We start from the raw sequence: 19666 nt of genomic DNA, 5'->3' as shown, positions 1-19666 counted from the left end.
GGCGACACGGGAAGGCGGTGATCGACGTCGCGGAGCTGAGGATCGGCACTTCGGGCTGGCGCTACCCACCGTGGCGCGGGGACTTCTACCCCCGCGGCCTGGTGCAGCGGCGCGAGCTGGAGTACCTGTCGTCCCGGATGAACTCGGCCGAGATCAACGGCTCGTTCTACTCGCTGCAGCGTCCCGAGCGGTACCGGGCGTGGGCCGAGGAGACACCGGACGACTTCGTCTTCGCCGTCAAGGGCGGCCGCTTCATCACGCATATGAAGCAGCTGCGTGACGTCGATGCGCCGCTGGCGAACTTCTTCGCGTCCGGTGTCCTGGCGCTCGGCCGGAAACTGGGGCCGTTCCTCTGGCAGCTGCCGCCACGGCTGGCGTTCGACGCCGAGCGCGTCGAGGCGTTCTTCAAGCTGCTACCGCGCACCAGTGACGCCGCCGCCAAGCTCGCGGGCAAGCACGACGACAAGCTGAAGGCCGAGCCGCACACCGATCCGAAGCCTCGCCGGAAGCTCCGGCACGCCGTCGAAGTACGGCATCCGAGCTTCGCCGAGCCCGAGAGCCTCGAACTGTTCCGGAAACACGGCATCGCCCTCGTGGTCGCCGACACCGCGGGCAAGTTCCCCTTCGTCGACGAGATGACGAGCGACGAGTTCGCGTACGTCCGCCTGCACGGCGACGAGGAACTGTACGTCAGCGGGTACAGCGACAAGGCCTTGAAGAAGTGGGCCCGGAAGATCGAAGGCTGGGGCCGCGACACGTACGTCTACTTCGACAACGACGTCAAGGTCGAGGCGCCGAAGAACGCGATCACCCTCGCGAAACTGCTGGCTTGACCCGCGCACGCTGCACAGTCAGCGCGCAGTGAGCGGTGTCCTGTTAGGTGACGTGTGCGGGCACGGGCGTACTCGCGTGCTGCGGCTGGGGGTCGGCACGCCGGGCGCCCGTGCCTCACTCCGCCTTGGCCGCTTCGCCGACGAGCGAGGCCAGCTTGGTCCGGACGTCTTCGGCGTCGGGATGCGAAAGCTCGGTCAGCACCCGGACCGACCGCAGCCAGCATTCCCGCGCCGACGAGGGATCACCGAGCCGCAGATGGATTCCGCCGAGCTGGGCCAGCACGTCGGCCGCCTCGTAGAGCTCGCCGTGGGCGAAGAACATCTCGACGGCGCGCCGCATACAGGCGATGCCCTCGTCGGCGCGGCCGAGCCCGACCAGCGCGGTCCCCTTGGTGTGCAGGGTGAAGCGCGCTTCGTCGGGGAGCGCGTGCGCCTCCAGCGCCAGGGCCTGGTCGGCGAAGTCGAGTGCCTGCTGGAAGCGGCCGGCCTGAGTGCAGATGTCGCCGAGGGCCTGCAGCGCGCTGGCCTCCATGCCGGCGCCGACGTTGCTCTCCCGGATCAGCCGCAACGCCCGTGTCCCGTATTCCCACCCGGTTTCGGGATCCTGGCTGGCCAGCGTGAGGTTGTAGAGGGCCCGCGCCTCACCCTGCCGGTCACCGACCTGCCGTTGCAGTTCGACGACCTGCTTCAGGTAGGCGATGCTGTCGTCGTACTGGCGGGCGACCCCGCAGGCCACGCCGAGCCCGCTGAGGATGGCGGCCTCGCCGGAGCGATCCCCCAGGTCGCGAGCGGCGCGGAGCGCCACCCCGAACACCGAACGCCAGTCCTCCAGCCGTGCCCGCACGATGAAGTACGACTGCAGCAGCCACGCCAGCTGCCAGCACTCCCGGTACCGCCGCTCCCGGTACGCGACGTTCACCGCGGCGATGAGGTTTCCCGCCTCCTCGTCGAACCAGTCGAGCGCCTGCTCGTAATGCCCGAACCTGAGGCCGTCGCCGTCGAACCGCTCGGGTTCGACGAGCCGGTAGTGCCGTTCCGGGCGCAGGAGCCTCGACGCGTTCAAGGCCGAGGCCAGGGAGGCGTGGAGCAGTCTGTCGAGTACGGCCGTCCGCGCTTCGGGCCCGTCGATCTTCGCCGACAGCTCGGCCGCGTACGCGCGGATCAGGTCGTGGAACTGGTAGCGGCCGGGCTTGGACCGCGCGATCAGGTGCGCGGACGCGAGTTTCGCCAGATCTTCTTGCGCTTCGGCGATGTCGACCCCGGCCACCGCCGCGGCCGCGGGCAGGCTGAAGTCACCGCCGGTGGGCAGGCCGAGCAGCCGCAGCAGGCGTGCGGCGCGTTCGTCGAGCGCCCGGTACGAGTACGAGAAGACGGCCCGGATGTTCGTCTCGTCGCCGTCGGCGAGGTCGAACGAGCCCAGCCGGTCCTGTTCGGCTTCCAGCAGCCGGACGAACTCCCGCAATCCGAGGTCCGGGAACTGCGCCGCCCGCACCGCGAGGATCCGGATGGCCAGCGGCAGCCCGCCGCAGTACCGGACGAATCGTTCGGTGGCATCGGGATCTTCGGCGACCCGGTCCAGCCCGATCGTCGACGCGAGGAGCGCGATCGCGTCCTCGTCCGGCAGTTCCTCCAGCGCGACGCGCCGCGCGCCGTGGGTCGCGACGAGTGCCCGCAGCTGCCATCGGCTGGTCACCAGCACCAGGCAGCCGGGGCCGGGCAGCAACGGCCTGATCTGCTCGGTGCTCCCCGCGTTGTCGAGCAGGATCAGCATCCGGCGGCCGGCGCTGTAGGAGCGCCACGTGGCCGCGCGCCCGTCGACGTCGGCGGGGATCCGGTCGGCGGGGACGCCGAGGGAAACGAGCATGGTTTCGAGCGCGGCGGCGGCTTCGACCGGCTCACCGGGGCCGTAGCCGCGCAGATTGAGATACACCTGTCCGCCGGGGAAGCGGTCCCCGACCTCGTGCGCGAAGTGGACGGCGAGGGTCGTCTTGCCGATACCGCCCATCCCCTCGATCGACGCGATGGGCGTCGAGCGCTCGGTGTCCAGCGCCTCCGGGACGAGGCCGTGCAACGCCTTGAGGTCGCGTTGGCGGCCGGAGAACACCCGCAGATCGGCGGGGAGCTGACGGGGGATCAAGGGTTCGGCGCCGAGCCGGTACCGCGTCAGCCCCGAGTCCAATGTGGTCTCGACGGACTCTTCACCGGTGAGGATGGCCTGGTGCGCCCGCCGCAGCGACGCGCCGGGGTCGAGGCCGAGTTCTTCGGCCAGGACCGCGCCGATCCGGCGGTAGACGTCCAGCGCCTCGGCCTGCCTGCCGGAGCGGTAGAGCGCGATCATCAGCTGTTCGTGCAGCCTCTCCCGCAGCGGGTGCTCGCGGCACAACCTGGTCAGCTCGGGGACGACGGTGGCGTGCTCGCCGAGGGCGATGAGCGCGTCGGCCCACTGCTCGCGCACGCGTAACCGCTCTTCGCCCAGCTGGTCGGCTTCGTCCCGAAGCAGCGCTTCGGAGTGGACGTTCTGCAACGCCGGGCCACGCCATTCGGCCAGCGCGGCGGCGAACCGGTCCGCGGCCACACGCAGGTCACCGTCCCGCGCGGCCTCCGTCCCGGCCGCGGCGAGTGACCGGAACCGGGCGAGGTCGAGCAGCTTCTCGTCGAGTTCGAGCAGGTAGCCGCCGCGTTCGGTGCGGATGGCGACCTCGTCGCCGAGGGCGCGCCGGACCCGCAGGACGTAGGTCTGCAGTGCTCCCTTCGACCGCCGCTGGTCGTCCGGCCACAGCCAGCGGCCCAGTTCCTCGACCGGCACCACCGTGTTCGCGCGCAGCAACAGGCCTGCCAGCACGATGAGCGGCCTGCTGCCGCCCAAGGGCACCGGCAGCCCGTCCGCCGTGACCTCCGTGGGCCCCAGCACGCGAAAGTCGAGTGCCACGTCGCTCATTCTGTCGGGAACCCGGACAAACGGCACGTGATTCCCGCGGTGGCATGATCGGTGCCGATGGACGTCTACGCGATCCCCCTGCGCACGCGGTTCCGCGGCATCACCGTCCGTGAAGGACTGCTGATCCGCGGCGAAGCGGGCTGGGGCGAATTCTGCCCGTTCTCCGACTACTCCGACGCCGAGAGCGCGCCGTGGCTGGCGTCCGCGCTGGAGGCGAGCGAGCGCGGCTGGCCGTCGCCGGTACGGGAGAGCGTCGAGGTGAACGCGACCGTCCCGGTGGTGTCCCCGGACAAGGCGTACGAACTCGTGTCCGCGTCGGGCTGCCGCACGGCGAAGGTGAAGGTCGCCGATCCACGGGTGAGCCTCGCCGAGGACTGCGCCCGGGTGGAGGCGGTGCGGTCGGCGCTGGGCCCGCGGGGCGCGGTCCGTGTCGACGCGAACATGGCCTGGGACGTGGACACCGCGGTCAAGGCCATCGGTGAACTGGACCGCGCGGCGGGCGGGCTGGAATACGTCGAGCAGCCGTGCCCGTCGATCGAGGAACTCGCCGACGTCCGGCGCCGGGTCGGCGTGCGGATCGCCGCGGACGAGTCCATCCGCCGGGCCGAGGATCCGCTCAAGGTGGCCGTGGCTGGGGCGGCCGACGTCGCCGTGCTGAAGGTCGCGCCGCTGGGCGGGGTCCGGCGCGCGCTGGAGGTCGCCGAGGCGTGCGGGCTGCCGTGCGTGGTGTCGTCCGCCGTCGAGACGAGCGTCGGCCTGGCCGCCGGGCTGGCCCTCGCGGGCGCACTGCCCACATTGGACTTCGCTTGTGGCCTGGGCACGATGTCCTTGCTGACGGGGGACGTCTGTGGCGAATCACTGTCCCCTGTGGACGGACGACTGCCGGTGCCGCTTCAGGCTCCCGCACCCGATCTGTTCGCCGCACACGCCGCCGGCCCGGACGTCCGGGCAGCCTGGGAGGCCCGGCTCACCCGCGTCCGCACCCACCTCCCGACGCCATGAACGCGTCGTTCCTCGCGAATTTCGCGAGGAACGACGCGTTCATGGGGTTCAGCTGCAGTGTTCGAAAGGCGATTCGTAGGTGTTGGAACCCGCCGAGCCGCCCCACCGGACGCACTTCGCGCCGGCGGCCGCGCTCACCGGGCCCGCGTAGTACTCGAAGCTGCCGGAATCGGTCTTCCTCGCCGAGCCTTGGACTTCGAGGAAGGCGGAAACCGCGCTGCCCGTCCCGACCGAGGTGGCCTTGATGGTGGTGACGCAGTTGTTCTGGTTCGCGGAGTTGTACAGCAGGTAAGCGGTCGCGGCGCTGCCGAGCGCCTGCGAGTCGATCACCTTGTAGCCGTCGCCGCACACCTCGACGGCGTCGTACGGGTTGGGATTCCCGTTGCCGCTGCAGGTGTTCTTCGAGGTCACGTTGGCGTTGGGGTAGCCGAACCGCACGCCGTTGAAGTACGCGGGCTGGATGTTGCTCGGCCACGACGAGTCGTTGGTGCGGACCTCGTAGTGCAGGTGCGGGCTGATGTTGTTGCCCGGCTTGGAGGTGTTGCCGACCTCGCCGATCTTCTGCCCCTGCGCGACCTGCGCGTTGAGCGCGACCGAGCGGACCTTCAGGTGCGCGTAGTAGGTCGACCACCCCCCACCGTGGTCGATCTTCACCAGGTTGCCGAACCCGTTGTCCGAACCCTGGTGCGCCGAGATGACGACCTTGCCCGCCGCCGCGGCGACCACGGTGTCACCGAGGTCGGCCCCAGCGGAGCTGCCGCGGTTGAAGTCGATCTCGTACGCCCGGTGCGCGCTGCTGTTGTCGTTGTCGCCGTTCCACACCTGGTTGCAGGGGAACGGGAGCTGGAAGTTGGGACGCGGTCCGACGGCGGCCTCGGCCGACGTCGCGGTGATCGCCAGCCCGGCCATGCCCAGCAAGGCGGTGGCGGCCGCCGTGACCACTCGTCTGAATCTCATCGGTTGTCCTTTCTCGGCGTTTCGCGAGAAGCGTCCCGAAAGGCCGTACAAGCGAGATACAAACGACCACGAGCCCTCCTGGCCGAGGGGACCAGGAGGACTCGTGCCGCCTCCACACCGGGACCGTCCGCGTCTTCCCCGCCCCGGTGTGGGTGTCTCAGCCGACCCGCTCGATGGTGGCCCGGCGGATCAGGAACTTCCCGGGTTCGCGGACCTGTTCGAAGGCCGCGTTGTTCAGCAGCGCGCAACTGCCGGAAACACCGGTGACCTCGACGGTCGTGGACTTGTCGTTGTCCAGGTTCGTCACCTTCAGCTTGGTGCCCGCCGGGAATTCGCTGCTGGACGCCGCGGGCGCACCGCCCTCGCCGGACAGCGTCACCGTGGAGCCCTGACAGACGACTTCCCCTGCCGCCTGCTCGACGGCCTCACCCGCCATGGCGCCGTCCTGCTCCTGCTTCACGGCGTCGGCCTGTACGTCCTCGGTGCACCCCGCGGCTTCGCGACGCTGCTGGATGAGGTCGACGACGGCCTGCCGGTTCGCGATCCGCGCCGCGGACTGCGCGTCCGGATCCGCCTGCTGGCCCGCGATGAAGTTCAGGTTGTTCCGCAGGGCGGTGTCCAGTCCCTGGCAGCTTTCCGCGGCCTGCCCGTCCGGAGTGCTGATCGCGAACATCGCCGCGGCGATGGCGGCCACGCCGAGAACGGACGCGATGCCGATCGTCGCACGCTTGCGGTGTTTCCCGGCACTGTTCATCATCGGTGCTTCCTCCGGTCTGATTCCTCCTCACCCACATCCAGGGATACGGCCGGGTAACGGAAGTGGTTCAAACCGATTTCAGCCGAGCCAGGGTTTCGCGATCCGCGCGTAGGTGCCGTCGTTGAGCGCGAGATGCAGCCACTGGTCGGCCCACTCCTTGAACACGATGTCGCGCGGCATCAGGTACGCCTTCTCCGAAAAGGTGAACGGCTCGTCGGGATGCACCGCGCACAGCCGCGGGTTCTGCTTTGCCTGCCAACGGGTTTCGGTCGCGTCGGTGATCATCAGATCGGCCCGGCCCGCCAGGATCTCGGCGAAGATCGTGTTGTTGTCCGGATGCCGCACGATGGTCGCGCGCTTGAGATTGGCGTCGGCGAACTGTTCGTTGGTACCACCCGGATTCACGATCGCCCGGACGCCCGGCTGGTCGATCTGCTCCAGCGTCTGGAACCGTTTTTCGTTCTCGCACAAGGTGATCGGTGTCTTGCCGTCACGAAGATAGGGAACGGTGTAGAACCCCTTCTTCGCGCGGTCCAGCGTCACCGACACCCCGCCCATCGCCAGATCGCATTTCCGCCCGACATCGTCGGCGATCGCCTTCCAGGTGGTCTGGACCAGCTGGAGCCGGACGCCGAGCCGCTTCGCGAGGTCGCCCGCGAGGTCGATGTCGATCCCGCTCCACGCGCCCGCCGCGTCGCGATGGGTGAACGGGCGATAGTCGCCCGTCGAACACACGCGGATCTCGCCGCGAGCCTGGACGAGGTCGAGCCTGTTCTGCGCGCCATGACCTTCGGGCGCGGCGCCGGCCGTGCCGATTCCCAGCACGGTCAGCACCGCGACCCCGAACGTGAGCACTTTCGCTTTGATCGTCATCAAGGCATTTTCCACGCCCGGAGGTAGGCCTGCACGAGCCAAGCGTCGACCCAGGCGGTGTCGGGCTCCTCCGGCAGCGGCGACGCCCCGCGCACGAGTTCGCCGAGACGGCTCTCGAGGGACTCGGCCGCTTCCAAGGCTTCCTCGCGGGTTTTCTCGCCCTGCCTCAGATCGCGGAGCCAGCCGAGCCACGGTTCGGGGACCGGCAACGTGATCCGCCCGGTCTCCAGCAGCTCCACGCCCTGGACGCCGAGGCGCACCATGTGCATGGCGAACTTCGTGTCGAAGCCGTACTTCTCGATCAGCTCCGGCCGCCCGGCCTTGCCACGCAGCCCCAGCATCCGCTCGCGCTGCGCACGGGAGTAGCCGAGGAACCGCAGGCCCGCACGGCGCGAGACGATCCGGTGCGCGTTCTCGCGCAGTTGGGCACCGAGCTCGTCGATCGCCACGATCTCGGCCTCGGGCGCGAACAGCGGCAGCAGCACGGTCGGGTTCCCGTTGAGCACGAGCCGCAGCCATTTGCGCAACGAGTAGACGATCAGGTCGAGATCGCCGGGACCGGACCGGACGCCTTCGGGCTGCGTGCGGAAGATGTACTGCTCGAACCGCTTCAGGCCGATGATGTGGTCCGGCGGCTCGACGCAGATGCCGAGTTCGTCGCGGTCGTCCTGGCCGAGCACGGCGGTGCCGTGCAGACCGGAACCGACCTGGCACCGCAGGATGGTGCCCTGCTCGGCGATGGCGGCGAATTCGGGGCTGTCGTGTTTCACCGGAGAAGTCGTACCAGCGCGAACGTTCCCGGGGCATCCGGTTTTCGGCCCCTCAGGGTCGGATTCCAGGGTCGGCTCGGGGCTGTTCCCCGATGCGCCGGGGCCCGTTCCGGAGCGAACATTGAGCCATGACCAACAGCGTGTACACCCCCCAGGCCACCAAGAAGCTCTACCGCAGCCGCACCGACAAGATGGTCGCGGGCGTCGCCGGCGGCTGGGCCGCCTACCTCGGCGTCGACGCCGCGATCCTGCGCATCGCGCTCGTGGCGGGCGTCTTCTTCACCGCCGGCTTCGCGATCCCGCTCTACGCCGCCGCTTGGCTCTTGACCCCGGAACAGCCGGGCGAATCCTGACGGGGCGGACGCCGCGCGCAGGGGGCGCGGCGTCCGTAGGGGCAGGGGGACAGAGGAAAGGCCCGGGCATGGGGATGCCCGGGCCTTTCCTTTCGCCGTATCACGCGTGTCTGAAGCCGTAACTCGCGTGACTGGGGCCGTAACTCGCGTGTCCAGAGGCGTAACTCGCGTGATCGGAGCCGTATCACGCCCGGTTGGCGAGTTACGTCCCCGATCACGCGAGTTACGGTTTCAATCACGCGAGTTACGGCCACAAACACGCGAGTTACGGGAACGAGGCAAAGGAAAAGCCCGGACGCGCGAGGCGCGTCCGGGCTTTCCGGTGGTGCTACAGGCTCGAACTCAGAAGTCCATGCCGCCCATGCCACCGGACGGGTCGGCGGGAGCGGCCGAGGCCTTCTCCGGCTTGTCCGCCACGACGGCTTCGGTGGTCAGGAACAGCGCCGCGATGGAAGCGGCGTTCTGGAGCGCGGAGCGGGTGACCTTCGTGGGGTCCGGCACGCCGGCGGCGAGCAGGTCCTCGTAGACACCGGTGGCGGCGTTGAGGCCGTGACCCTGCGGGAGGGACTTGACCTTCTCCGCCACGACGCCGCCTTCGAGGCCGGCGTTGATCGCGATCTGCTTGAGCGGCGCCTCGACGGCGACCTTGACGATGTTGGCACCAGTGGCCTCGTCGCCCTCGAGCTTCAGACCGGCGAAGGCGGCCTCGGCGGCCTGGATGAGAGCGACGCCACCACCGGCGACGATGCCCTCTTCGACGGCGGCCTTGGCGTTGCGCACCGCGTCCTCGATGCGGTGCTTGCGCTCCTTCAGCTCGACCTCGGTGGCGGCACCGGCCTTGATGACGGCCACGCCGCCGGCCAGCTTCGCCAGCCGCTCCTGCAGCTTCTCGCGGTCGTAGTCCGAGTCCGAGTTGTCGATCTCGGCGCGGATCTGGTTGACGCGACCCTGGATCTGGTCGGCGTCGCCCGCACCCTCGACGATGGTGGTCTCGTCCTTGGTGATGACGGCCTTGCGCGCCTTGCCCAGCAGGGAAAGGTCCGCGTTCTCCAGCTTGAGGCCGACGTCCTCGGAGATGACCTGGCCACCGGTCAGGATCGCGATGTCCTGCAGGATCGCCTTGCGGCGGTCACCGAAGCCCGGGGCCTTGACGGCGACGGACTTGAAGGTGCCACGCATCTTGTTGACGATGAGGGTGGCCAGGGCCTCGCCCTCGACGTCCTCGGCGATGATCAGCAGCGGCTTGCCGGACTGGATGACCTTCTCCAGCAGCGGCAGGACGTCCTTGACGGTGGAGATCTTGGAGCCGAAGAGGAGGACGTACGGGTCCTCGAGCTCGGCTTCCTGACGCTCCGGGTCGGTCACGAAGTAACCGGAGATGTAGCCCTTGTCGAAGCGCATACCCTCGGTGAGCTCGAGCTCGAGCCCGAAGGTGTTGCTCTCCTCGACGGTGACGACGCCTTCCTTGCCGACCTTGTCCAGCGCCTCGGCGATGAGCTCACCGATGGTGCGGTCCGCGGCGGAGATCGACGCGGTGGCGGCGATCTGCTCCTTGGTCTCGATCTGGACGGCGGCCTTGTGCAGCTGCTCGGTGATGGCCTCGACGGCCGCCTCGATGCCGCGCTTCAGGCTGATGGGGTCGGCCCCGGCGGCGACGTTGCGCAGACCCTCGCGGACGAGAGCCTGGGCGAGCACGGTGGCGGTGGTGGTGCCGTCACCCGCGACGTCGTCGGTCTTCTTGGCAACTTCCTTGACGAGCTCGGCCCCGATCTTCTCCCACGGGTCCTCGAGCTCGATCTCCTTGGCGATGGAGACACCGTCGTTGGTGATCGTCGGCGCGCCCCACTTCTTTTCGAGCACGACGTTCCGGCCCCGCGGGCCGAGGGTCACCTTGACGGCTTCGGCGAGGGTGTTCAAGCCGCGCTCAAGACCGCGGCGGGCGTCCTCGTCGAACGCGATCAGTTTGGCCATTGCGGTGTGGTCCTCCGGTATTGGGCGCCGCCGCACGCCTACTACAGCGCGGCGGCAGGACTCTTCCTCGGCCAGGCTCGGTGCCCGCGACGGACGACCCACCCGATCAAGGGTGCGGCCTCACCGTCCCGACCTTCAGGCGAGCGATCGGTGACCGCTCTGCCTGGCACTCGACGGCGTCGAGTGCCAATGTCGTGTTTAGCACTCTCCAGGGGAGAGTGCAAGAACCGCAGGTCAGCGCGGTGGTATTCAGTTGCTCGGCTTGATCGAGATCGACGACGGTGGCGGCTTCAGGGACGAGCCGGGGGCCTGCGACTGCGAGCCGCCGGGGCCGACCGGGATGTTCGGCGCGGTGGTCTGCGGGCCGTTGCCGCCGCTCGAGTCACCGAAGACGAAGATCGCGGCGACGATCGCGCCCGCGACCACGAGGGCACCGACGACGATCCAGATCCACTTGGCGCCGCCGCCCTTCTTGGGCTGCTGCTGGAAACCGCCCTGCTGCTGCGGCGGGCCGTAGCCGGGCGGCGGCCCCTGCTGGAAGCCACCCTGCTGGAAACCGCCTTGCTGCGGGGGCGGGCCGTAACCCGGAGGCGGCCCCTGCTGGAAACCGCCCTGCTGGTAGCCACCCTGCTGCGGGGGCGGGCCGTACCCGGGCGGCGGGCCCTGCTGGGGCGGGGGACCCTGCGGTCCCGGTCCCTGCTGGCCGTAGCCGGGCTGCTGTCCTCCGTACGGGTGCACGGGGCCCCCCTCTCCCTGTGGCGGCGTGTTCTGCCTTGGCGCCTGCTGGGGCGCGGTCTGCTGGACCGGCGCCGCGGCCCCGGGCGGGCCGGGAGGCTCGTTCGAAGTCGCGAGCGGACCGAGCGCGCGCCTGGCGGCCGCGATCATCTCAACACAGTTGGGGTAGCGCTCGGCGGGATTCTTCGCCATTCCCTTCCGGACGACCTCGTCGATCCCGGCCGGCAGGCCGACGATCCGCGAGATGGCCGGGGGCTCGCCGTTCAGGTGCCCCTTGATGACCGTCTGCACGTCGCCCTTGAAGGGCGGGCTGCCGGTCAGGCAGGCATAGAGGACGCAGGTGAGCGCGTACTGGTCGGTGCGGCCGTCGAGCGGCTCGCCGCGCAGGTGCTCGGGGGCCGCGTACGTCGGCGAACCGAGGAAGTCGCCGCCGCGGGTCCGGTGCCCGGTGGCGCCGCGGCGCGTCAGGCCGAAGTCGGCGACGTAGACGTGCTCGCGCGAGGTCTCCTTGCTGGTGACCAGGACGTTCGCCGGTTTGACGTCGAGGTGCACGAGACCCCGGTTGTGCAGGGTGTCGAGCGCGTCGGCGACCTGGTCGAGCATGTTGAGCGCGCGGGCGGGCGCGATCGGGCCGCCGGAGATCAGGCCGGCGAGGTCGCCGCCGTCGACCATCCGCATGGCGATGTAGAGCATGCCTTCGAGCTCGCCGAAGTCGTACAAGGGCACGACGTTGGCATGGTCGATCGCGGACGTGTTCCGCGCCTCGTCGACGAAGCGCTCGCGGAACTCGGCGTCGGCGCCCAGGTGATCACCGATGACCTTCAGTGCCACCTTGCGTCCGAGCCGCACGTCCGTGGCCTTGTAGGTCACGCTCATGCCGCCCTTGCCGAGCACTCCGTCGATGCGGTAGTTGCCCAGCCGGCGACCGGTCAGGTCCCCCGACTCATCGCCTGTCACGCAGCGCAGCCTAACGCGCCAGTTCCGGAGGCCGCCGGGGGTCGGCCGAAGTCCTCTTAAGAGACCTTGCGGACGTCCGCCGCCTGACTCCGCCCATCACGGCCGGACTGGACTTCGAATTCCACGCGATCACCCTCGTCGAGCGTCCGGAATCCGTCGGCCTGAATGGCCGAGTAGTGGACGAAGACATCGGGCCCTTCGGTGGATTCGATGAATCCGTAGCCCTTTTCCGAGTTGAACCACTTGACGGTGCCGACTGCCACGGCGCACTCCCTCAGCACAGGATCCGACGGCCTTCTCTGCCCCGGCCGGCGGTTTCGAGTGCAGTTCACGCTACCCGAATTACCGGCGTCGGCAATGCTCAATTCGTCCGAAGGTCATCCGCGGGAAAGCCGCCTATTGCGCGCTTGCACAAGGACGCGTCCTGGTCCCGCGAAGTCCAGCGCGAGCCCTTCGCCGGTGCGGACCGACTGCGGGCCGGACGGGTCGACCGCGCGGAGACGGCACTGCACGGTGTCCGGGTAGGCCAGCAGGAAGTCCGGCCGGACGGTGACGAGCTCGCCCGCGGTGAGTTCGAAGGCGTCGACCGGGCCCTGCGCCGCCAGTACGAGCGGCCCGGTTCCGCTGTAGTGCTCCAGGAAGCCGGAGTCGGCCCCGAAGAGCGTCCGCAGCGGCGCCCAGCCGGTGTCGTGCCGGACGGTCGCCGGCCGGGCGAGGATCGCCTCCCGGTTCACACACCAGCCCTCCCCGCCGGTGAATTCCAGCGGATAGACGTCGCCGGCCGTCAGCGGCGCGAAGTCGATCCAACCGCCGCCCTCGGGCGCGTTGAACACCGACGGCGCGCCCTTGCCCGCCCGCGAACCGCCGCGGGAGGGAGCGGTTTCGGTGATGCCGAAACTGCTGGCCAGCATGGTGTCCCCGGCGGCCTGGACGGCCTCGCCGGGGGACAACAGCACTCGTGCGACCCCGAAGTTCGGGGTGTGCCTCGTCTGGACCCGCATGCGCTCAGCGGGAGGGGACCTGGGCGATCACCCAGGCGGACAGCGCCGACGGGTTGCGGGTCTGGGTGAGCAGCTGGCCGGGACCGGCGAAGTCGAAGACGAGGCCTTCACCGCTCTTCATCGACTGGATGACGCCGGTGGCGACCTTGCGGATCTGGTACTGCAGGGTGTCGGCGAACGCGACGACGTGCCCGGTGTCGATGGTGATCACCTCGCCCTGCTGCAGGGTCACCGTCTCCAGCGCGCCGTAGCAGGCCACGACCAGCGGGCCCTGTCCCGTCGCGTGGGTCAGGAAGCCGCCCTCGCCGCCGACGAGGTTCTTGAGCCCGCCCCATTTGGTCTCGGTCTGCACGCCGTGCGACGACGCGAGCCACGAGCCGCGGGTGACGCACCAGCCGGTGCGGCCGTCGAGGTTGATGATCTGCATGTCGCCCGGCAGGTTCGCGGCGACGTCGACCCAGCCGCCGTTCTGCGGGGCGGTGTAGGTGGAGATGAAGAACGACTCGCCGGAGAGGAAGGCACGGCCGAGCCCCTTCATGATCCCGCCCTGCGCCTGGGACTGGACCTGCACGCCGTAGCTCGTCGCCATCATCGCGCCCGACTCGACCTGCGCCGGCTCACCCGGGGCGAGCATGAGCCTCGCCACCGCGAACGAGGGCTGGTGACGGATCTGAACCTGCATGTCTTCTTCTCCCCGGTGGTGGTTGTGACGCGCAGAGTCTTGCATGCGACCCCCGACCGAGGAGGATGGTCCGGTGATCTCCGTCGACGCCCACCGGGAGACCGTCACCGGCCTGCTCGGAAACGCCCCTGTCATCCGCCTTCCGCTCGCCTCCGCCGCCGGGCTCGTCCTGGCCGAGGACGTGCGCGCGGGGGTTTCGCTGCCGCCGTTCGACAACTCGGCGATGGACGGTTACGCCGTCCGCGCCGAAGATGTCGCCGAGGCACCGGTGACGCTGCCGGTCGCCGAAGACATCCCCGCGGGCCGGGTCGACATCACGAAGCTGGAGCCGGGCACCGCGCACCGCATCATGACCGGTGCCCCGTTGCCGCCCGGCGCCGACGCGGTGGTGATGGTGGAGCACACGGACGGCGGTGTGACGGACGTCCGGATTCTCCGGACAGTCGTCCCGGGCACGCATATCCGGCGCCGGGGCGAAGACGTCGTCGAGGGCACCGTGGCGCTTTCGGCCGGGACCCTGCTCGGCCCGGCGCAACTGGGCCTCGCGGCGGCCGTCGGGCTCGCCGAGGTTCCCGTGTACCGGCCGCTGAAGGTGCTCGTCGTGTCCACCGGCACCGAACTCGTCGACGCGCCGGAACCGTTGCGGCACGGGCAGATCTACGAGTCGAACAGCATCATGCTGGCGTCGGCGATCCGCGCGCTCGGCTGCGAGGCCGAGGTCGTGCGCAGTGTGGTCGACGACGTGGACGAGTTCCGTTCGGTGATCGAGCCGCGGCTGGCGGACGCGGATCTGCTGGTGACTTCGGGCGGGGTCAGCGCGGGCGCGTACGAAGTGGTGAAGGACGCGCTGACCGGGCAGGGCGTGGAGTTCCGGAAGGTCGCGATGCAGCCGGGCGGGCCGCAGGGTTGCGGACGCTGGGACGGAGTGCCGGTGGTGACGCTGCCGGGCAATCCGGTGAGCGTGCTCGTCTCCTTCGAAGCGTTCCTGCGGCCCGCGCTGCTCTCTGCGATGGGGCACACGGGGGTCGACCGGCAGCAGGTGCGGGCCCGGCTGACCGAGGCGATGACCTCCCCCGCCGGGCGGCGCCAGTTCCGGCGGGGCTTCTACACGCATTCCGAGGGCGAGGTCACCGGGATCGTCGGTCCGCGCGGCGGGCCGGGTTCGCATCTGCTGGCGTCGTTCACGCAGGCGAACTGCCTGATCGTGCTGCCGGAGGACGTGGACTCGGTCGAGCAGGGCGACGAGGTGACCGTCCTCCTGCTCTGACCTGCGTTTAGCGGGCTAAACGCGATCCGGCGGGAAGTCGCGGCACCGGCCGATCGGCGTGAACAGCAGGGCGAAGACGGCGATCACCTCCAGCCCGGCCATCAGGCCCAGCGTCTGCCGCACACCGGCGATCTCCCCGAGGAGCCCGCCGAGCAGGCCGCCGAGCGCGATCGCGCCGAAGCTGAGCACGGACATGCTCGCGGTGACCCTGCCGAACATCGCCGCCGGGACGTACCGCTGTTTGAAGGTGGCGTTGAGGACGTTCGAACCGACGACGCCGGCGCTGAGCGAGAACCCGGCGGCGACGAAGAACGCGAGTCCCCAGCCGCCGTTCGCGAGCGGGCCGAGCAGCATCATCAACGCGCCGAAGGCTTCGCACAGCACGAAGGCACGCGCCGTGCCGATCCGCGCGGCGAGTCTTCCCGACAGCGCGGCACCGAAGACGCCGCCCGCGCCGGCGAGCGCGAGCACGAGCCCGGCGGTGCCCTCCCCGACGCCGAGGTCGCGGACGAGGAAGACGACCTCGATCGACTGGTAGCCCATCAGCGCGACGTTCGAGATCGCGCCGAAGACCGCCAGGACACGCAGATACGGGTCGCGGACGACGAAATCGAGCCCGTCGCGGATATCGTCCCGCAGCCGCGAACGCGTCTTCGCCGGGCGCTCGGGCTCGCGGTGGCGGATGGATCGCAGGCACAGCACGGAGATCCCGAAGCTGATCGCGTCGGCGAGCACTCCGGAGACGGCACCGAACCAGTGCGCGAGCAGGCCGGCGAGCCCCGGTCCGCCGATCTGGGCGGCGGATTCACTGCCCTGCAGCTTTTCATTGGCTTCCTGGAGTTGGCCCTTCTCGACCAGCGAAGGCAAATACGCGCGGTACGCGACGTTGAAGAACACCTTCGCGACGCCGCCGGCCAGGGCGACGACGATGAGCTGGGTCATCGTGAGCAGGCCGAACCAGGCCGCGACCGGGACGCTCAGGAACACCAGCATGGAAATGCCGTTGCACACCAGCATGATCGGGCGTTTCGGCCGTCGGTCGACCCAGGCGCCGGCGGGCAGGCCGATCAGCAGCCACGGCAGCCAGGCGGCCGCGGTCAGCAGCCCGACGGCGAACGTGCTGGCCTGCAGGGTGACCACCGCGACGAGCGGCAACGCGACGACGGCGATGGAACTGCCGAGCACGCTGGTCGTCTCGCCCGTCCACAGCAGCCGGAAATCCCTCGAGCGCAGCAATCCGCCGCGTTCGCGGGTGGTCACGGGCGGGCCGGGACGGCGCGGGTGGCGATGAAGACGGGGCGGCGTTCCTGGCCGTCGTCCGGGATCTCACGGCCGCTGTAGGACTTGATCAGCTCGTGGACCTTTTGTTCGAGTTCGGCCAGTTCGGCGACCGACATCTTCGCCCAGCTGTCGGTGGCGAAGGCGGCGCGATGCCACTCCTCCGGATAGGTCTCACGCTCGGCGAACCATTGGCGCGCCATGGAAACCTGGCGTTCGAGGGCGAGGGATTCGGCGGCGGCCGCGACCGGGTCGTCGGGGAAGTCCGACGGTGACCAGGAAACCGCGTAGCCGACGCGGCGCCACCAGCGCTCACGGCGGTCGCGGGCGAGCTCCGGCGCTTCCTCGACCAGGTCGCTGGCGGCCAGCACCTTCAGGTGGTGGCTGACGTTCCCGACCGCCTGCCCGGTCCGCTCGGCGAGCACGGACGCGGTGCACGGGCCGTCGAGGCGGAGGACGTCGAGCAGGCGGCGCCGCAGCGGATGCGACATCGCGGCGAGAACCTTCGAATCGTGGACTTCGTGGACTTCGTGGACTTCACGGTCGGCCATGACGCACAACAGTAGTTGTACAAGACTTCTTGTACAAGTCTGCTTGTGCAACTGCGGGAAAGGCGTGGGTCGGGGTGGTCGTGAGTGGCGATTCGGGTTCTAAGCCGAATCGCCACTCACGACCACCCCGGGCGACGGCGCCACCGGGGCAGGCCCGGGCAGCCCACGTAACCTCGATGGCATGGGTTTCTTCTCGTGGATCGTGTTCGGCGCCATCGCCGGGTGGCTGGCCAACGTCGTGGTCGGCGGCCCGGACCGGAGGGGCGGCTGCCTGTTCAGCATCCTGATCGGCGTGCTGGGCGCGGCACTCGGCGGCTTCATCTACCGCCTCGCCACCGGCACCGAGAGGACCTTCGAGTTCGACTTCCCCAGCTTCGGCGTCGCCATCCTCGGTTCGATCGTGCTGCTCGCCCTGCTGCGATTGGTGCGTGGCTCGGGGCGGAGCGGCTCTTATCGCCGATGACCGTTGGTAACGGTTTTCTCGCGACCGGTGATCAAGAGCGTCCGGCGAACTACAGTGGGAGTTTCGCTCAGTTCCAGCGGCCGCGTCCGGTCGCATGTGCCGTCGGGGGGCATATGCGCCCGGACGCGCGTGCTTCGGCGATGACCGAGACGGCGCGGACGGGATCGACGAGCGGAGGCATCGGCGCCGCCGAAATGTCCCTCTTCCAGGCGCGGAACAGCTCGGCGAGTCGCTCGCCTGCGGGGTCCGGACTGGCGGGCATTCGAGGGTCCTCTAGGTCGGTGATCGGCATCAACTACCTAGAGTTATCGCTTATTTCCACCTACCGTTACCGGGATGTGGCCCCGCCCACCCGGGCCGGGGAAACCCTTCCGGGGGAGGCCACGGCCCGGCTCCGGACAGGGCGGTAGCGTGGTGGCTCTTCCTGTCCCGACCCCCCGACACGAACTGCGGTGAACCCGACCAATGAGCGGCAACCGGCCGGAAGCCACTGGTAACCCCCTCGCGCACGCCGTGAAACTCGCCCGCGAGACCGTCCCGCCGATGCACCCGGCCGGCAGGCCGTTCGTGTTCGGCGGTCTCGCCGCGACGCTGGTGCTGCGGAGGTTCTCCAAGCGCCTCGGCGTCGTCGGCGCGCTCGCGACGGCCGCCACGGCCGCGTTCTTCCGTGAGCCGAAGCGCGTCCCGCCCGCCCAGTCCGGCCTCGCGGTCGCGTCGGCGGACGGGCTGGTCTCGTTGATCGAGGAGGCCGTGCCGCCGCCCGAGCTGGGGCTGCCCGCCGAACCGCGCATGCGGGTGAGCGTGTTCCTGTCGGTGTTCGACGTGCACGTCCAGCGTGTCCCGGCGTCGGGCGTGATCGAGCGGGTCGCGTACCGGCCCGGGAAGTTCCTGTCCGCGGACCTGGACAAGGCGAGCGAGGACAACGAGCGCAACTCCGTGCTCATGCGCACCGACGACGGTCACGAGCTCGTCGTGGTGCAGATCGCGGGCCTGGTGGCCCGGCGCATCCTCTGTGAGATCCGCGAGGGTGACAAGGTCGGCGTCGGCGCGACGTACGGCATCATCCGCTTCGGCTCGCGAGTCGACCTGTACCTGCCGCCGGGCAGCAAGGTCCTCGTCTCGAAGGGCCAGCGCACGATCGGCGGCGAGACGCCGATCGCCGAGCTGCCCACGGCGCCGCACCCGGAAGGCTGATCCATGGTCCGCGTGACCACTCCCGGCGTGCGGCTGCTGCCGAACGCCATCACGGTGCTCGCCCTGTGCGCCGGTCTGTCGTCGGTGCAGTTCGCGCTGATCGGCAATTACCCGATGGCGATCGCGTCGATCGGGATCGCCGCGGTGCTCGACAGTCTCGACGGCCGGATCGCGCGGCTGCTGGACGCGACGTCGAAGATGGGGCAGGAGCTCGACTCGCTGTCGGACGGGATCTCGTTCGGTGTCGCGCCCGCGCTGGTGCTGTACGTCTGGCACGCGGAGGGCGAGCGGATCGGCTGGGTGGCGTCGCTGATCTTCGCGGTCTGCATGATCCTGCGGCTGGCGCGGTTCAACACGCTGATCGAGGACACCGAGCAGCCGCCGTACGCGGGCGAGTTCTTCGTCGGTGTGCCCGCGCCCGCCGGTGGTCTGCTGGCGATGCTGCCGCTGATCCTGGAGCTGCAGTTCGGGCAGGGCTGGTGGTCGCACCAGTACGTGGTGTGGGTGTGGACGATCGCCGTGGCCGCGTTGCTGATCAGCCGGATCCCGACGCTGTCGCTGAAGACGGTGAAGGCGCCGCCCAAGGCGATCGCGCCGCTGCTGGTCGGGGTGGGCCTGCTGGCCGCCGCGATCATCCAGTTCCCGCTGGTGGCGCTGGCGATCGCGTTGATCCTGTACCTGGCGCACATCCCGTACTCGGTGTACCGGCAACGGTGGCTGGCGAACCACCCGGAGGCGTGGATGGCGCCGCCGCGGGAACGGCGCGCGATCCGGCGGCGTTCGAGCCGCCGCCGTCTCGGCCTGCGGCCGCCGCTGCGGCGGGTGGTGGCCGGCGCCGCTCAGCGGGTCCGGCTCCAGCGGGGTGAACAGCACGTCGCGCGGACTCCGCGCACCATCAGCACCGACAAGGACCGGGACAACGGCCGGGGCCCGCGACGCCGCTCGTGGCGCCGGATCGGCCTCCGGAAACGCTGAGCCTGCCAGAACCTCGAGGCAGGCGCGCCTCGGTCACGACCCGAACTGGAAACGGGATCAGAGGTCCGGGTTGTCCACAAGTGGGTGAAGCTGTGGACAACTTGGGGAT

19 protein-coding genes are annotated in these 19666 nt (G+C 69.7%); 7 read left to right on the top strand and 12 right to left on the bottom strand.

Annotated elements, in window-relative coordinates; all coding sequences use genetic code 11:
- Positions 1-17 precede the first annotated feature (17 nt).
- Positions 18-833, top strand: a complete 816-nt coding sequence (locus NQK81_RS28945; protein ID WP_257484031.1) for a DUF72 domain-containing protein — start codon at positions 18-20, stop codon at positions 831-833.
- 115 nt (positions 834-948) lie between these two features.
- Here the strand turns inward: NQK81_RS28945 and NQK81_RS28940 are convergent, their stop codons facing one another.
- Entirely contained in the window at positions 949-3762 is a 2814-nt protein-coding gene (locus NQK81_RS28940; RefSeq protein WP_443092888.1) for an AfsR/SARP family transcriptional regulator, read from the bottom strand.
- Between the two features lie 66 nt (positions 3763-3828).
- Here NQK81_RS28940 and NQK81_RS28935 point away from each other — a divergent pair, with 66 nt between their 5' ends.
- Positions 3829-4773: an o-succinylbenzoate synthase gene (locus tag NQK81_RS28935; protein WP_257484029.1), complete on the top strand. Its 945-nt coding sequence runs from the start codon at positions 3829-3831 to the stop codon at positions 4771-4773.
- Between the two features lie 48 nt (positions 4774-4821).
- Here NQK81_RS28935 and NQK81_RS28930 read toward each other — a convergent pair whose 3' ends face one another.
- The 4 genes from NQK81_RS28930 to NQK81_RS28915 all read right to left on the bottom strand — a co-directional run bounded on the left by NQK81_RS28930 (position 4822) and on the right by NQK81_RS28915 (position 8130).
- Positions 4822-5730: a M23 family metallopeptidase gene (locus NQK81_RS28930; protein ID WP_257484028.1), complete on the bottom strand. Its 909-nt coding sequence runs from the start codon at positions 5728-5730 to the stop codon at positions 4822-4824.
- Positions 5731-5887: 157 nt separating this feature from the next.
- Complete coding sequence (locus NQK81_RS28925; protein WP_126730369.1) at positions 5888-6487, bottom strand: RlpA-like double-psi beta-barrel domain-containing protein; 600 nt, start codon at positions 6485-6487, stop codon at positions 5888-5890.
- Between the two features lie 78 nt (positions 6488-6565).
- A complete protein-coding gene (locus NQK81_RS28920) occupies positions 6566-7360 on the bottom strand; it encodes a transporter substrate-binding domain-containing protein (RefSeq protein WP_257484027.1) in 795 nt (264 codons plus the stop codon).
- A complete protein-coding gene (locus tag NQK81_RS28915; RefSeq protein WP_257484026.1) occupies positions 7360-8130 on the bottom strand; it encodes a nucleotidyltransferase domain-containing protein in 771 nt (256 codons plus the stop codon). The genes NQK81_RS28920 and NQK81_RS28915 overlap by 1 nt, the downstream gene beginning before the upstream one ends.
- Positions 8131-8258: 128 nt before the next feature.
- Here NQK81_RS28915 and NQK81_RS28910 point away from each other — a divergent pair, with 128 nt between their 5' ends.
- Positions 8259-8483 carry a PspC domain-containing protein gene (locus tag NQK81_RS28910; protein ID WP_126730366.1) on the top strand — a complete coding sequence of 75 codons (225 nt, stop codon included), beginning with the start codon at positions 8259-8261 and terminating at the stop codon, positions 8481-8483.
- A gap of 342 nt (positions 8484-8825) precedes the next feature.
- On the opposite strand, the gene groL is transcribed toward NQK81_RS28910, so the two are convergent.
- The 5 genes from groL to NQK81_RS28885 all read right to left on the bottom strand — a co-directional run bounded on the left by groL (position 8826) and on the right by NQK81_RS28885 (position 13829).
- Positions 8826-10454 carry a chaperonin GroEL gene (gene groL / locus NQK81_RS28905; RefSeq protein ID WP_005164277.1) on the bottom strand — a complete coding sequence of 543 codons (1629 nt, stop codon included), beginning with the start codon at positions 10452-10454 and terminating at the stop codon, positions 8826-8828.
- A 249-nt stretch (positions 10455-10703) separates the two neighbouring features.
- Entirely contained in the window at positions 10704-12146 is a 1443-nt protein-coding gene (locus tag NQK81_RS28900) for a serine/threonine-protein kinase (RefSeq protein ID WP_257484025.1), read from the bottom strand.
- 56 nt (positions 12147-12202) lie between these two features.
- Positions 12203-12409 (bottom strand): cold-shock protein, encoded by a 207-nt coding sequence (locus NQK81_RS28895; RefSeq protein ID WP_005164266.1) that lies wholly within the window; start codon positions 12407-12409, stop codon positions 12203-12205.
- Between the two features lie 114 nt (positions 12410-12523).
- Positions 12524-13147, bottom strand: a complete 624-nt coding sequence (locus NQK81_RS28890; protein ID WP_257484024.1) for an AIM24 family protein — start codon at positions 13145-13147, stop codon at positions 12524-12526.
- A 4-nt stretch (positions 13148-13151) separates the two neighbouring features.
- Positions 13152-13829 carry a TIGR00266 family protein gene (locus NQK81_RS28885; protein WP_034308282.1) on the bottom strand — a complete coding sequence of 226 codons (678 nt, stop codon included), beginning with the start codon at positions 13827-13829 and terminating at the stop codon, positions 13152-13154.
- Positions 13830-13902: 73 nt separating this feature from the next.
- Here NQK81_RS28885 and moeA point away from each other — a divergent pair, with 73 nt between their 5' ends.
- Positions 13903-15096, top strand: a complete 1194-nt coding sequence (gene moeA / locus NQK81_RS28880) for a molybdopterin molybdotransferase MoeA (protein ID WP_257484023.1) — start codon at positions 13903-13905, stop codon at positions 15094-15096.
- A gap of 15 nt (positions 15097-15111) precedes the next feature.
- On the opposite strand, the gene NQK81_RS28875 is transcribed toward moeA, so the two are convergent.
- Positions 15112-16356, bottom strand: coding sequence for an MFS transporter (locus tag NQK81_RS28875; protein ID WP_257484022.1), 1245 nt, complete (start codon positions 16354-16356; stop codon positions 15112-15114).
- On the bottom strand, positions 16353-16925 hold the full coding sequence (locus NQK81_RS28870) for an ArsR/SmtB family transcription factor (protein WP_257484021.1): 573 nt from the start codon (positions 16923-16925) through the stop codon (positions 16353-16355). The genes NQK81_RS28875 and NQK81_RS28870 overlap by 4 nt, the downstream gene beginning before the upstream one ends.
- Before the next feature lie 181 nt (positions 16926-17106).
- Between NQK81_RS28870 and NQK81_RS28865 the strand changes: the two genes are divergently transcribed.
- From NQK81_RS28865 to pssA, 3 genes are all read left to right on the top strand, one after another.
- Positions 17107-17388 carry a GlsB/YeaQ/YmgE family stress response membrane protein gene (locus NQK81_RS28865; protein ID WP_257484020.1) on the top strand — a complete coding sequence of 94 codons (282 nt, stop codon included), beginning with the start codon at positions 17107-17109 and terminating at the stop codon, positions 17386-17388.
- A gap of 465 nt (positions 17389-17853) precedes the next feature.
- The gene (locus NQK81_RS28860; RefSeq protein WP_126730354.1) at positions 17854-18582 is read left to right on the top strand and encodes a phosphatidylserine decarboxylase; all 729 of its coding nucleotides are present in this window, start codon (positions 17854-17856) and stop codon (positions 18580-18582) included.
- A gap of 3 nt (positions 18583-18585) precedes the next feature.
- The gene (gene pssA, locus NQK81_RS28855; RefSeq protein ID WP_125683793.1) at positions 18586-19557 is read left to right on the top strand and encodes a CDP-diacylglycerol--serine O-phosphatidyltransferase; all 972 of its coding nucleotides are present in this window, start codon (positions 18586-18588) and stop codon (positions 19555-19557) included.
- Positions 19558-19666: the final 109 nt, after the last annotated feature.

Source organism: Amycolatopsis roodepoortensis (genome assembly GCF_024628825.1).
GTDB classification, from domain to species: Bacteria; Actinomycetota; Actinomycetes; order Mycobacteriales; family Pseudonocardiaceae; genus Amycolatopsis; species Amycolatopsis roodepoortensis.
Note: the sequence above shows the minus strand (reverse complement) of the source record. Positions and strands in the feature narration are given on the sequence as shown.